This is a genomic window from Streptomyces sp. NPDC058964 (assembly GCF_042741275.1).
Classification (GTDB): Bacteria; Actinomycetota; Actinomycetes; order Streptomycetales; family Streptomycetaceae; genus Streptomyces.
In genome coordinates this window covers 1-13,849 of the sequence record NZ_JBHYKH010000095.1, presented here as the reverse complement: position 1 = coordinate 13,849, position 13,849 = coordinate 1, and the positions used below count along the sequence as shown (strand labels likewise).

The following is a 13,849-nucleotide window of genomic DNA, read 5'->3' as shown; positions in this document are numbered from 1 at the left end:
TCCGCGCGCGACCGGCCACTCCCCCCCCACACCCCCACCCCCCCCCCGACCGGCGGCTCCGGCCCGCCGGGCCGGGCCGGGCAGGGGCGGCCGCGGGTCACCGAGTTGCGGCTCTCCGCGTTCGCCGGGCACCGGCGGGCGGCGCTTCCGCTCGGTGCCTTCACCCTCCTCGCCGGGCCCAGCGGATGCGGCAAGTCGACGGCGCTGCGGGCCTACGAGGCGCTCGCCCGGCTCGGTGCCGGTGCGCCCCTCGTGGAGGTGTTCCCGGACCCGGTGACCTGCGTCCCCGAGCGGGCCCGGCCCGACGCCCAGCGCCGGCGCGGCTTCCGCATCGGCTGCACCACCGACGGCCCCGAAGGCCCGGTCCGGCTCGACGTCGCCGTACAGGCCGAGCCCGAACTGCGGATCGTGGGCGAGCGGCTGACCGCGGGCGGCCTCGTCCTCCTGGAGACGGCCCTGCGTGACCCGGGGCGCCCCGCCGTACAGGCCGCCTGGCACACCGCGGGTTCCGCACCGGTGACCCGCGCCCCGCTCCCCGACGACCGCCTCGGCACCGCGCTCCTCCCGCTGCGCGTGGCCGGCAGGACCGACGGGCAGCGCCAGGTGCTCGCCGCGGCCGAACAGACGGTGGTCGCCCTGCGCTCCGTCTTCGCCTGCGATCCGCGCCCCGGCCGGATGCGCGAGGCCGTCCCCCTCGGCGCCGGACGGCTGCTGCCGGGCTGCGACAACCTCGCCGAGGTCCTGTGGCGCACCCGTTCGGAGTGCGGCCGACGGCACGCGCGGCTCGTCGCCGCCGTGCGCGCCGGATGCGCCGGACCCGTGGCCGACCTGACCGCCGAGCCGCTGGGCGACGGCACGGTCCGGGCGCTGCTCGACCGGGGCGACGGCATCCTGACCGCGGTCGGCCGGCTGGGCGACGGCGAGCTGAGGTATCTCGCGCTGGCCCTGGTGCTGCTCACCGGTCCCGGTGTCCTGGACGTCGATCCGCCCCACGAGGTCCCCGACGCCCTGCGGACGCTCACCGTCCTCGCCGACGGCCTGGACCGCGCGCTGGACGGACGGCAGCGGACGGAACTGCTGCGGATGGCCGGCCGGATGTGCGCACTCGGGCACATCCGCCTCGTCGGGGCGGTGAGCGACGCGTCGTGGGCCACCGGGACCGACGACGTCACGGTGGTACACCTGGAGCCGTGACGGAACACCTGGACGTGGCGAAACTGCAGCGCCGGCTGGCCGAGTTCGCGGCCGCCCGGAACTGGCAGCCGTACCACACCCCCAAGAACCTCGCCGCGGCGCTCAGCGTGGAGGCATCCGAACTGGTCGAGATCTTCCAGTGGTTGACGCCCGAGGAGTCGGCCCGTGTCATGGACGACCCCGGCACCGCGCACCGCGTGACGGACGAGGTCGCCGACGTGCTCGCCTATCTGCTGCAACTGTGCGAGGTGCTCGGCATCGACCCGCTGGCCGCCCTGGACGCCAAGATCGACCGGAACGAACGGAGGTTCCCGGTTCCGGGGGAGGGTGACGCGCGTAGGGAACCTCCGATTCCGTAATCACTCTGCGAAGTCAAAACGCCGTCCGAATCCGAATTGTTGTCCACAGATTTCCGTCTTCCTCTGGCTTTCTGTCTCAGCCACCCTCACGCTGGGTAGTGAACGTGATGGACAAGGGAGTTCGGGCGGAGAGCGTGCGACAGCACGTCGGGCGGACGGGGACGGCCCATGGATGCGATGCGGCTCATCGTGACCAGCAGGAGCGCATTGGCGGGAAGCGGCGACGCGCCGGAGATCCTGACGGAGGTGTGGCAGGCCCAGGCCCTGGCCCAGGCGATCGGCAGCCGGCTGGCGGTCTCCGGGCCGCCCGAACTGCGCGGCGAGGCGCTCGGCCTGACGGAGCTGGCGGGCCGCGGCTGCGGTGTCCTGGACGCCCCGGAGCTCGGCCCCGGCGACCTGCGCGCCGCCCAGCTCACCGAACTGGACGACGCCCGCGAGACGCTCCTCGGTCTCGGCGGCCTCCTCGGCGAGGTGGGCATCGCCCTCGTCGGCATGGCCAGCTCCGCGGACGACCAGGCGACGTACTGGCAGTGCATGGAGGCGATCGACGCGGCGGACGAGTCCCGGGACCGGGTACTGGAGATGCTGCGCAAGCTGGCCGCGCGGGAGGAGGCGTTACCGGAGAAGGAGCCGGGGTGAGAGCGGCGGCGTCAGCCGGCGTCACCCTCGGCCGACGCCCGCACCCGGCTTCCGGCGTGCGGATCAGCCAGGTCCGCGTTCAGCGCCGCCGCACGGTCCGGCACCGCCCGGCGGGCGATCACACCGGGGCCGGTCACTGGCCCGGCACGGCCCGTGCGTCCGGCTGACGTATTTTCACCCGACCGGGGAGAGGGGGGACGTGGGGTGCCGGTGGGGCTGACGTGCCCGTCGGGGTGCACGATGGATGTATGGACCTTCGAATCTTCACCGAGCCCCAGCAGGGGGCGACCTACGACACCTTGCTCGCCGTGGCGAAGGCCACCGAAGACCTCGGGTTCGACGCCTTCTTCCGCTCGGACCACTATCTCCACATGGGCGACGTGGACGGCCTCCCCGGTCCCACCGACGCCTGGATCACCCTCGCCGGTCTGGCCCGCGAGACCAAGCGCATCCGCCTCGGCACCCTCATGACCGCCGCCACCTTCCGGCTGCCGGGCGTGCTCGCCGTCCAGGTCGCCCAGGTCGACCAGATGTCCGGCGGCCGCGTCGAACTGGGTCTGGGCGCGGGCTGGTTCGAGGCCGAGCACAAGGCGTACGGCATCCCGTTCCCGAAGGAGAAGTTCGCCCGCCTGGAGGAACAGCTGGCCATCGTCACCGGTCTGTGGGCGACCGAGGTCGGCAAGACCTTCGAGTTCCACGGCAGGTACTACGATCTCACCGACTCGCCCGCGCTGCCCAAGCCGGCCCAGGCCAGGATCCCGGTCCTGATCGGCGGTCACGGCGCCACCCGTACTCCGCGCCTCGCCGCGCGGTACGCCGACGAGTTCAACATCCCGTTCGCCTCGGTCGAGGACAGCGAGCGGCAGTTCGGCCGGGTGCGCGCCGCGGCCGAGGCGGAGGGCCGCGCGGCCGGCGACCTGACCTACTCCAACGCGCTGGTCGTCTGCGTCGGCAGGGACGACCAGGAGGTCGCCCGCCGGGCCGCCGCGATCGGCCGCGAGGCCGACGAACTGAAGGCCAACGGTCTGGCCGGGTCCCCGGCCGAGGTCGTCGACAAGATCGGCCGCTACGCCGAGGCCGGCTCGCAGCGCATCTACCTCCAGATCCTCGACCTCTCCGACCTGGACCACCTGGAGCTCATCTCCTCCCAGGTCCAGTCGCAGCTGCCGTAACACACCGGGCGCCCGGCCCTCCGCCCGCACACCGGGCCGCAGGGGCCGGCCTGACACGCCGCCGGGGCGGAGGGGGACACGATCGGGCCCGCCCCGCCCCGGCAGCCGTGTGCGGGGCACGCTCAGCCGTGCTGCGCGAAGCCGTGGTCGAGGATCTTCTTCGCGTCCTTGAGCCGCTCGTCCACCGATGTGTCCGCGAGCACGGTTCCCACCACGGTCCTGTTGCCGCGGGTCGCCGCGAACACCAGGCAGAACTTCGCCTCCGGCCCCGATCCGGTCTTCACGCCGATCGCGCCCCGGTAGGACCCGAGCAGCTTGTTCGTGTTCTCCCAGGGATTCATCGTGTGCGTGCCGCCGCCGGGCCGGTACGACTGCATGTCGTCGTACTTCCTGGTGCCGACGACCTTCTTGAACGTCTTGTTCTTCAGCGCGACCGCGGCCAGCTTGGTCAGGTCACGCGGAGACGCGTGGTTGCTGCCGTTGGACACCCCGTCGAAGGAGTCGAAGTGGGTGTTCGTCAGCCCCAGCTCGCGCGCCTTGGCGTTCATCTTCGCGACGAACGACTTCGTGCGCTGCGCCGTCGTCGACCCCGAACCGTAGGTGTCCGCCAGCGCGTACGCCGCGTCGCACCCGGACGGCAGCATGAGCCCGTACAACAGGTCCCGCACCTTCATCGAGTCGCCGAGGATCAGGTTGGCGCTGGAGTACCGCTGGGTGTGGGTGACCGGGTCGATGACGTAGTCGGTGTACTCCTTCTTGATCTTGACCTTGCGGTCGAGGTTCACGTTGCGCTGCGACAGCACCACGAGCGCCGTCATGATCTTCGTCGTGGAGCCCGTCCTCAGCGGCGTGTCCGCCCCCTTGGCGAACAGCGTCCGGCCGGTGGCCGTGTTCATCGCGAACGCGCCCTGCGCCGACACCGAAGGCGCCGCCGGAGCCGCCTGGGCGGGCGCGGCCGCGAGCACCCCGGTGGACAGTACGGCGGCGGCCGTCGCCGTCACGGCGAGTCGTCTGCGCACGCGCGCGCCTGTGCTGATGGTCATGTCAATCCCCGTTCCGTCATTGGTCAGTTGACGATCACCCACTCCATCAGCTCGCGGGCCGGAGGGCCATGGCGGAGATCACAGGGACCGGGGCGATGTGCTCGGAATGTGAACGGTCCGTGCCGGAACTGTGGGCTCCATCACAGCGCACATGATCAAGTCCTGATCGGATGACCGGGTGCGCAAAGTGCTCCCTCTCGCCCTCACCGGCCTGCTGGCCCTGTCGGCATGCCAGTTCGCCGGCCATGACGACCCCGCCGACGAGGCCCACCGCCTCAACAGCATGGAGTCGTTCCCGCTGCACGCCTACATACCGGACCCGTCGTCGGACGCGGGACGGGCCGTCGGCAAGGCGCAGTGGATCCTCGCGAAGCGGTGCATGGTCCGGCTCGGCTTCGGCGGTTTCGCGACGCTCAACACCAGGACCGTCGAGTCGACGTACCCGGTCCGAAAGGGGACGTTCGTGGGCCGCGGCAAGGTCGGTGACGACAGCCCCTACGGGGTCGACGATCCCGACCGGGCGGCCGAGCACGGCTACCACAACCGCGATCAGGAGGAGTCCTCCCAGTCCCTGGAGTGGCCCGCCGAACAGTACGTCGCCCTCACCGGCACGTTCGACACGGGCGACAGCCGCCGGGCCCACGGGCACCCCATCCCCGAGGGCGGCTGCCTGGGACAGGCGACGCGGAAGATCTACGGCCACCCGCCCAGGACGACCAAGGTCAATGGCCTGAAGCTCAGCGGCTATTACTCCCTGGCCCTCGAACTCTGGTACGAGTCCGACAAGCAGGCGCGGAAGGACCCGGCCTGGAAGAAGGCCGACCGCGAGTGGTCGGCCTGCATGAAGGAGAAGGGCTTCCACTACGCCGACCCGGACAAGGCATCGTTCGACACCGCCTGGTACCGGACCGGCGAGCCGTCGGGGAAGGAGAAGAGGACGGCGTCCGCCGACGCCCGCTGCAAGCTCGACACCGACTACATCCACACGGTCCACGCCGTCCAGGCCCACGTGCAGAAGGCGCTCATCGGCAAGCGCAAGAAGGACCTGGACGCCATGCGCGCGGCGGAGGAACGGGCTGTCGGGAACGCCCGGACGATCATCGAGAAGGAGGCATGAGCGGGGCGATCCGCATCACCGGCGCCACCCTGACCGCCGGAACGACGGCGATCCTCACCCCCTGCTGCGCGAAAACCGGTGGTCAAGGGGGCCCGACCCCGGGAGACTCGGGCATGTGTTCCTGACGATCTCCACGAGCGGCACCGCCGCCCTCCCGGCCACCGACCTCGGGTTCCTGCTGCACAAGCATCCCGACAAGGCACAGACCTTCTCCACCTCCTACGGCACCGCCCACGTCTTCTATCCAGAGGCGGACGCCGAGCGCTGCACGGCCGCGCTCCTGCTGGAGGTCGACACGGTCGCGCTGGTCCGCCGGGGCAAGGGCAAGGGCCGCGGCGGAGCACCCGACGCGGCACTCGCCCAGTACGTCAACGACCGCCCCTACGCGGCCTCCTCGCTGCTCGCGGTCGCACTGAGCGCAGTGTTCTCCAGCGCCCTGCGGGGCGTGTGCAACGCGCGCCCGGAGCGGGCCGTGGCGCCCCTGCCGCTGCGCGTCGAGGTGCCCGCGCTGCCCGCCCGCGGCGGACCGGAGCTCGTACGGCGGCTCTTCGAGCCGCTCGGCTGGGCGGTGACCGCCGAACCCGTCGCCCTGGACACCGAGTTCCCCGAGTGGGGCGACTCGCGGTACGTCCGTCTCGTCCTGGAGTCGGAGGCGCTGACCCTCGCCGAGGCGCTGCGCCATCTGTACGTCCTGCTGCCCGTCCTCGACGACGCCAAGCACTACTGGGTCTCCTCCGAAGAGGTCGACAAGCTGCTGCGGGCCGGTGAGGGCTGGCTGCCCACGCACCCGGAGCAGAAGCTGATCACCAGCCGCTACCTCTCCCGCCGCTGGTCGCTGACCCGGCAGGCGATGGAACGGCTGGAGCTGGTGCGTCTTGCCGAGGCCGACGACAGCGAGGTCGAGTCGATCGACAACGCCGTCGAGGAGGAGAGCGAGGCGGAGGAGAAGCCGACACCGCTCGCCGTGCAGCGCCGGGAGGCGATCGTCGCCGCCCTGCGCGAGGCCGGTGCCGCCCGGGTCCTCGACCTCGGCTGCGGTCAGGGCCAGCTGGTGCACGAGCTGCTCAAGGACGCGCGGTTCACGGAGGTCGTCGGGGTCGACGTCTCCGTGCGGGCCCTCACCATCGCCTCGCGCCGGCTCAAGCTGGACCGCATGGCGGAGCGGCAGGCGGCCCGGGTGAAGCTCTTCCAGGGCTCGCTCGCCTACACCGACAACCGGCTCAAGGGCTATGACGCGGCCGTGCTCAGCGAGGTGATCGAGCACCTCGACCTGCCCCGGCTGCCCGCCCTGGAGTACGCCGTGTTCGGTCACGCGCGCCCGCGCACGGTCCTGGTGACCACCCCGAACGTCGAGTACAACGTCCGCTGGGAGACCCTGCCCGCCGGGCACGTCCGGCACGGCGACCACCGCTTCGAGTGGACCCGCGCGGAGTTCCGTGCCTGGGCGCGGGCCGTGGCCGAACGGCACGGCTACGAGATCGCGTTCGGCCCCGTCGGCCCGGACGACCCCGAGGTGGGGCCGCCCACCCAGATGGCCGTGTTCCACCGCAACGACACCGAGAAGGAGGCGAAGGCAGCATGACCGAGACCAGCACGGGACGAGTCCTCCCCGTCACCGACCTGTCCCTCGTCGTCCTCGTCGGCGCCTCCGGCTCCGGCAAGTCCACCTTCGCCCGACGGCACTTCAAGCCCACCGAGGTGATCTCCTCGGACTTCTGCCGCGGCCTGGTCTCCGACGACGAGAACGACCAGAGCGCGAGCGGGGACGCCTTCGACGTCCTGCACTACATCGCGGGCAAGCGGCTGGCCGCCGGCCGGCGCACCGTCGTCGACGCCACCAGCGTGCAGCAGGACAGCCGGCGGCGGCTGATCGAGCTCGCCAGGCAGTACGACGTCCTGCCCGTCGCCATCGTCCTCGACGTGCCCGAGGAGGTGTGCGCCGAGCGCAACGCGGCCCGCACCGACCGGGCCGACATGCCGCGCCGGGTGATCCAGCGGCACATCCGCGAACTGCGGCGCTCGCTGCGGCACCTGGAGCGGGAGGGCTTCCGCAAGGTGCACGTCCTGCGCGGGGCGGAGGAGGCCGACAACGCCACCGTCGTCACCGAGAGGCGCTTCAACGACCTGACCCACCTCACCGGTCCGTTCGACATCATCGGCGACATCCACGGCTGCTCGTCCGAACTCGAGTCCCTGCTGGCCAAGCTGGGCTACGCCGACGGCGTGCACCCCGAGGGCCGTACGGCCGTCTTCGTGGGCGACCTCGTCGACCGCGGCCCGGACACCCCGGGCGTGCTGCGCCGGGTGATGTCCATGGTCGCGTCGGGCGACGCGCTGTGCGTGCCCGGCAACCACGAGAACAAGTACGGGCGCTACCTCAAGGGCCGCAAGGTCCAGCACACCCACGGGCTCGCCGAGACCATCGACCAGATGGAGGGCGAGAGCGAGGAGTTCAAGGCCGAGGTGCGCCGCTTCCTGGACGGGCTCGTCAGCCACTACGTCCTCGACGGCGGCAAGCTGGTCGTCTGCCACGCCGGCCTGCCCGAGAAGTACCACGGCCGCACCTCCGGCCGGGTCCGCTCGCACGCCCTGTACGGCGACACCACCGGCGAGACGGACGAGTTCGGGCTGCCGGTGCGCTACCCGTGGGCCGAGGACTACCGGGGCCGCGCCGCCGTCGTCTACGGCCACACCCCGGTTCCGCAGGCAACCTGGCTCAACAACACCATCTGCCTGGACACCGGCGCCGTCTTCGGCGGCAGTCTGACCGCGCTGCGCTGGCCGGAGCGGGAACTGGTCGACGTACCGGCCGAGCGGGTCTGGTACGAGCCGGCCAGGCCGCTGCGCAGCGAGGCGCCCGGTGGGCAGGACGGGCGGCCGCTGGACCTGGCGGACGTGTACGGCCGCCGGGCGGTGGAGACCCGGCACGCGGGCCGGGTCGCGGTCCGTGAGGAGAACGCGGCCGCGGCGCTGGAGGTCATGAGCCGCTTCGCGGTGGACCCGCGGCTGCTGCCGTACCTCCCGCCGACCATGGCACCGACGGCCACCAGTCAGGCCGGGGCCCGCGGCGGAGCCGCCGACGGAGACTACCTGGAGCATCCGGTCGAGGCCTTCGCCCAGTACGCGGCGGACGGCGTCGAGCGGGTCGTGTGCGAGGAGAAGCACATGGGCTCCCGGGCGGTCGCCCTGGTGTGCCGGGACGCGGACGCCGCCCGCAACCGGTTCGGCGTGGACGGACCGACGGGGTCGCTGTACACCCGCACGGGCCGCCCGTTCTTCGACGACGAGGCCGTGACCGAGGTGATCCTCGGACGCCTGCGCTCGGCGATCGGCGAGGCGGGCCTGTGGGACGAACTCGACACGGACTGGCTGCTGCTCGACGCGGAGCTGATGCCGTGGTCGCTGAAGGCGTCCGGGCTGCTGCGCTCGCAGTACGCGGCCGTGGGCGCCGCGTCCGGCGCGGTGTTCCCGGGTGCGCTGGCGGCCCTGGAGGGCGCGTCGGCGCGTGGTGTGGACGTGTCCGGGCTGCTGTCCCGGCAGCGTGGGCGGTCCGCCGACGCGGCCGCGTTCACGGACGCATACCGGCGCTACTGCTGGACCACGGACGGCCTGGACGGGGTGCGTCTCGCCCCGTTCCAGATCCTGGCCGTGCAGGGCCGCAGCCTGGCCGCCGTGCCGCACGACGAACAGCTCGCGCTGATCGACCGGCTCGTCGAGCACGACGGGACCGGACTGCTGCAGACCACCAGGCGGCTGTACGTGGACACCGGCGACCCGGAGTCGGTGCGGGCGGGTGTCGACTGGTGGCTGGAGATGACCGGCCGGGGCGGCGAGGGCATGGTCGTCAAGCCGGTCGGCGCCGTGGTGCGCGACGAGCGGCACGGCAGGCTGGTCCAGCCCGGCATCAAGTGCCGCGGCCGGGAGTACCTGCGGATCATCTACGGTCCCGAGTACACCCGCCCGGACAACCTCGACCGGCTGCGGAAGCGGTTCCTGAACCACAAGCGGTCACTGGCGATCCGCGAGTACGCGCTGGGGCTGGAGGCCCTGGACCGGCTGGCGGAGGGTGAGCCGCTGTGGCGGGTGCACGAGGCGGTGTTCGGCGTGCTGGCGCTGGAGTCGGAGCCGGTCGACCCGCGTCTGTGAGCCTCCCCACCGACACCTTGTGCCCCACACGTAAGTGTCCATATGGTGAAACGCCTTGCGACGTACGTGTGTTCGGGACACCGGAGGGAGTGAGGGACATGGAGATCAAGAAGGTCGTGGTCCGCGAGGACCGGAGCACCACCCGCCGGCCGGCGATCCTGGAGAAGCGGCCGACCCGCTGACGAAGGGGCGGTATGCGCGTTCACCTGGTGACGATGCCCTGGCATCCGATCGACCTCCCCTCCTTGCAGGTGGGTCTGCTGCACCGCTTGGTGCGGCAGGCCCGCCCGGCCGACGAGGTGACGGAGTTCCACGGCTCGCTGCGCTGGGCGGAGCACCTTCTCGAACACTCCGGAGGCCGGCTGGGTCCCGGCGACTACGTGGCGGTCGGCAGCGACTCGATCTTCCACGGCCTCGGCGACTGGGTCTTCTCCGGCGTCCTGTACGACGACCCCGACTGGGGCGCGGCACGGCTGCGGGACTACGCGGCGCGCCGGGACGTGTTCGTCGACACCGCCGTCGAGATGCGGCCGTACGCGGCCGGCTTCATCGCCGACGCCGCGACCGAGGTGCTCGCGGCGGAACCCGACGTCGTCGGGTTCACCACCACGTTCATGCAGAACGTGGCCTCCCTCGCGCTCGCCCGGGAGCTCAAGCGCCGCCGCCCCCAGGTCACGGTCGTCTTCGGCGGCAGCAACTGCGACGGTCCCATGGGCCACGCCCTGCACCGCAACCACCGGTTCGTCGACCACGTGGTGCGCGGCGAGGGGGAGTACGCCTTTCCCGCCCTGCTGCGCCACCTGGACGACGGCACCCCGCCGGCCGGGGTCCCCGGCCTGTGCTGGTGGGACGGCGAGGTCTCCCGGGCCAACGGAGAGACCCGGCGGACCGTGGCGCCCGCCGACATCCCCTCGCCCGACTACGACCGGTGGCAGGCCGCCCTGGAGGCGTCGCCGGTGCTGGAGTACGTCCACCCGAAGCTGGTCGTCGAGGGCGCGCGGGGCTGCTGGTGGGGCGAGAAGCACCACTGCACCTTCTGCGGGCTCAACGGCTCGTCCATGGCCTTCCGCGCCAAGCCGGGGGAGCGGCTGTGGGAGGAGATCGACCGCCTCGTGCGCCGGCACCGTCTCCTCGACGTCGTCACCGTCGACAACATCATCGACATGGCGTACTTCCGGGACTTCCTGCCGCGTGTCGTCGACAGCGGCTGGGACCTGCGGCTGCACTACGAGGTCAAGTCCAACCTCACCTCCGACCAGCTGGAACTCCTCGGCCGTTCCGGCACCGTGCACATCCAGCCCGGTATCGAGAGCCTGGGCAGCCGGGTGCTCGGCCTCATGGACAAGGGCGTCACCGGCGCCCGCAACGTCCGTACCCTGCGCGAGTGCGAGAACCACTCGCTCACCTGCTCCTGGAACCTCCTCTACGGCTTCCCCGGCGAGACCGCCGAGGACTACGCGGCCGTCGTGGACCAGATTCCGGCGCTGGTCCACCTCCAGCCGCCCAGCGGCGCCCACCGCATCCAGCTCGAGCGGTTCAGCCCGCACTTCACCGACCCCGGTCTGGGCTTCGGCAAACGGCGCCCCGCCGAGATGTACCGGCACGTGTACGACCTGCCCGAGGACGAACTCGCCGATCTTGTCTACCTGTTCGACACGGAGGACGCGGGTATCGGGGGCGAGGTCGAGGAGCGGCTCAAGGCGGCCGTGGCCGAGTGGCGGGCCGGGCACCACCCCTCGCGGCTGCTGTTCGAGGAGGCCGAGGACCGTGCCGGCACCCTGCTCGTGCACGACCGGCGGCACGGGCGGCCACAGGCCACCCACCGCTTCACCGGCTGGCGGGCGGCCGCCCTGCGCCGCCTGGAGGACGGGCGCACCGAGTCCGCGCTGCACCGGCTGCTGACGGACGACGGCCACGACGTCCGCGCGGAGGACCTGCGCGCATGGGTCCGGCAGGCCCTTTCCCTGGGCCTGCTGTTCCGCGACGGCCGGACGTATGTGGCCCTGCCCACCTGGGGCGAACCGGTCCGGATGCCCGACGCGGCGGGGGTGACCGGATGACCGGGCTGCCCGCCGCCGTCGCGCACCGCGTCCGGGACCGCCGGGTGGAGGTGACCGAGCCGCTCGACCTGGGCGCGGGCGGGCGGCGGACCACGACGGCGGTCCAGTTCCTGCGCGAATGCCAGAGCCTGGGGCTCCCGGTGAGCTGGCAGGCCGCCGACGCCCGGACCCCGTACGACGCCCGGCTCCTGCGCCATCTGCCTCCGCCCGCTCAACTGCGCAGTGAGAGTGCGGAGTTGGGAAGCTGGCGCGCGGGGTATTCCTTCGGAATGCTCTATCACCGCCGTGGCCCCGGCTTCGTCACCGTCATGGACCGCAGGGAACCCGGCCGCGCGGCCCGGCTCACCCTCGACCACCCCGATCTGCTCTCCGCCTTCCACACGCTGCTGGACCCCACGCCCCTCGACGACCTGGACCCAGGCCGGCGGGAGGCCACCGGCCTGCTGGCCGCCGAGCGGCTGGCGCTGGTCACCGACGGGTGGGCGGTGGCCCTGCCACCGCGTGTCGGCCGCTGGCCCGTGCCCTGCACGGGGATCTGAGGGGTGGGCCCGGCGCCCGCCGGGGCCCGGCCGGTTCCGCTGCGGCGGCAGCGCGCCTTCGTACTGCTCTGCGGGGAGCAGATCGCCGGTTCCGTGGGACGCCAGGTCACTGCCCTGGCCGTGGCGCTGCTCGCGGTGACCGGGCTGCACGCGGGACCGTTCGCGGCGGCGGCGGTGCTCGCGCTGACCTATCTGCCCGGGGCGCTGCTGAGCCCGTTCGCCGGGGTGCTCGTCGACCGGGTGCGGCTGCGCCGGCTGCTCGTCGCGGTCACCGCCGCGCAGGCCCTCGTCGTCGGTTCGGTCCCGCTCGCGGCCGCCGTCGGAGGAGTGGGCCGCACCCAGCTGTACGGGGTCGCCGTCCTGTCCGGAGCCCTGACCTTCACGCTCTCGGTCGCCCTGCAGGCGGCCCTGCCCCGGGTCGTCGGACCGGAGCGGCTGCTGGCCGCCAACTCCGCGCTCACCGGGGCCCGTACCACCGGACAGATCGGCGGACCGGCACTCGGCGGTGTGCTGGTCGGTCTCCTCGGTCCCGCCCCGGCCCTGCTGGCGGGCGCCGCCGCCTACGCCGTGGAGGCGCTGCTCCTGCTCGCACTGCCCGGGGCACTGAACGACCCGCCCGTCCGGAGGAGCAGGGAGTCGCCGGCCGCCCTGCTCCGCGCGGGACTCACCGTCGTACGTGCCGAACCCAGGCTGCGGCTGATGGTCCTCGCGGGCGCCGGACTCAACCTCGGCAGCGGGGCGGCGGGCGCGCTGTTCGTGTACTACGCGACCCGTGATCTCGGCCTGCCCGCCTGGCAGTTGGGCACCTCGTACGCCGTGCACAGCGCGGCCACCATGGCGGGCGTGCTGCTCGCCGGCCGTCTCGCCGGGGCGACGGGCCTGTGGTCGGCCACGAGGATCTGCGCGCTGCCGGCGGGCGGCGCGGTCTTCCTGGTCCCGGCGGCCTCGCTGGGTCCCGCCTTCCCGCTGCTGCTGGCCTACCAGCTGTGCTACGGACTCGCCGTCACCGTGTGGGCGATCTCCATGACCACCCTGCAGCAACTGGCCACACCGGCCGCCATGCAGGGCCGTGTCGCCGGGTTCGTGCAGGCGGCACTGCTCGGCACGGTGCCGGTCGGAGCGCTGGCGGGCGGTGCGCTGGCCGCGGAACTCGGCAACGTGCCCGTACTGCTGGGGTCGGCCGCGGTGGCGCTGCTGGCGGCGACGGCCCTGTGGGCGCCCGGCGTCAGCCGACCAGCCGCAGGCGCTCCGCGCACACCCGGATCCGGACCGTCTGCCCCCAGGTGAGTTCCAGCGCGTCGCTCTCGATCCCGTCGCCGAAGACGACGAGCCGTTCGGACTCGACGGTGACGGACAGGGCCGCCGCGGCGGTGAGTTCGCCCGCCACCAGCGACGTTCCGGTGGCCGGCGACGGCCAGGCCTCCCGCACGAACCAGAGCAGCCGCTCCTCGGTGGGGGAGGGGAGCGCCGGCCGGGTGGCCCGCTCCTGCCACACCGACCGGAGCCACCCGGTGGCCCCGGTACCGGTCCCCACCAGCACCCCGGACGAGGCCTGGGCCGCGACGCCACCCCCCTCGCCC

Annotated in this window: 11 protein-coding genes and 1 pseudogene; 10 read left to right on the top strand and 2 right to left on the bottom strand. The window is 72.7% G+C overall.

What is annotated here, in order from left to right; all coding sequences use genetic code 11:
- From ACFW2E_RS14855 to ACFW2E_RS14840, 4 genes are all read left to right on the top strand, one after another.
- On the top strand, positions 1-1,194 hold a 1,194-nt coding region (locus ACFW2E_RS14855), incomplete at its 5' end, for an ATP-binding protein (RefSeq protein WP_384466336.1).
- Positions 1,191-1,553, top strand: a complete 363-nt coding sequence (locus ACFW2E_RS14850) for a nucleotide pyrophosphohydrolase (RefSeq protein ID WP_384466334.1) — start codon at positions 1,191-1,193, stop codon at positions 1,551-1,553. The genes ACFW2E_RS14855 and ACFW2E_RS14850, both read left to right, overlap by 4 nt.
- 168 nt (positions 1,554-1,721) lie before the next feature.
- The gene (locus ACFW2E_RS14845; RefSeq protein ID WP_384466332.1) at positions 1,722-2,192 is read left to right on the top strand and encodes a DUF6099 family protein; all 471 of its coding nucleotides are present in this window, start codon (positions 1,722-1,724) and stop codon (positions 2,190-2,192) included.
- 248 nt (positions 2,193-2,440) lie between these two features.
- Positions 2,441-3,364 (top strand): LLM class F420-dependent oxidoreductase, encoded by a 924-nt coding sequence (locus ACFW2E_RS14840; RefSeq protein ID WP_384466330.1) that lies wholly within the window; start codon positions 2,441-2,443, stop codon positions 3,362-3,364.
- A 122-nt stretch (positions 3,365-3,486) separates the two neighbouring features.
- On the opposite strand, the gene ACFW2E_RS14835 is transcribed toward ACFW2E_RS14840, so the two are convergent.
- On the bottom strand, positions 3,487-4,407 hold the full coding sequence (locus tag ACFW2E_RS14835; protein ID WP_384466328.1) for a D-alanyl-D-alanine carboxypeptidase family protein: 921 nt from the start codon (positions 4,405-4,407) through the stop codon (positions 3,487-3,489).
- 178 nt (positions 4,408-4,585) lie between these two features.
- Here ACFW2E_RS14835 and ACFW2E_RS14830 point away from each other — a divergent pair, with 178 nt between their 5' ends.
- From ACFW2E_RS14830 to ACFW2E_RS14805, 6 genes are all read left to right on the top strand, one after another.
- Complete coding sequence (locus ACFW2E_RS14830) at positions 4,586-5,524, top strand: hypothetical protein (RefSeq protein WP_384466326.1); 939 nt, start codon at positions 4,586-4,588, stop codon at positions 5,522-5,524.
- A gap of 115 nt (positions 5,525-5,639) precedes the next feature.
- Positions 5,640-7,106 carry a 3' terminal RNA ribose 2'-O-methyltransferase Hen1 gene (locus ACFW2E_RS14825; RefSeq protein ID WP_384466324.1) on the top strand — a complete coding sequence of 489 codons (1,467 nt, stop codon included), beginning with the start codon at positions 5,640-5,642 and terminating at the stop codon, positions 7,104-7,106.
- Positions 7,103-9,670: a polynucleotide kinase-phosphatase gene (locus ACFW2E_RS14820; protein ID WP_384466322.1), complete on the top strand. Its 2,568-nt coding sequence runs from the start codon at positions 7,103-7,105 to the stop codon at positions 9,668-9,670. Before ACFW2E_RS14825 ends, ACFW2E_RS14820 begins: the two co-directional genes overlap by 4 nt.
- Before the next feature lie 194 nt (positions 9,671-9,864).
- A complete protein-coding gene (locus ACFW2E_RS14815; RefSeq protein ID WP_384466320.1) occupies positions 9,865-11,730 on the top strand; it encodes a RiPP maturation radical SAM C-methyltransferase in 1,866 nt (621 codons plus the stop codon).
- Positions 11,727-12,269, top strand: coding sequence for a DUF5825 family protein (locus ACFW2E_RS14810; RefSeq protein WP_384466318.1), 543 nt, complete (start codon positions 11,727-11,729; stop codon positions 12,267-12,269). Before ACFW2E_RS14815 ends, ACFW2E_RS14810 begins: the two co-directional genes overlap by 4 nt.
- Before the next feature lie 3 nt (positions 12,270-12,272).
- Positions 12,273-13,556 (top strand): MFS transporter, encoded by a 1,284-nt coding sequence (locus ACFW2E_RS14805; protein ID WP_384466316.1) that lies wholly within the window; start codon positions 12,273-12,275, stop codon positions 13,554-13,556.
- Here ACFW2E_RS14805 and ACFW2E_RS14800 read toward each other — a convergent pair.
- Positions 13,495-13,849 (bottom strand): annotated as a pseudogene (locus tag ACFW2E_RS14800) (hypothetical protein); the annotation flags it as partial. The gene ACFW2E_RS14805 and the pseudogene ACFW2E_RS14800 sit on opposite strands and share 62 nt — an antisense overlap.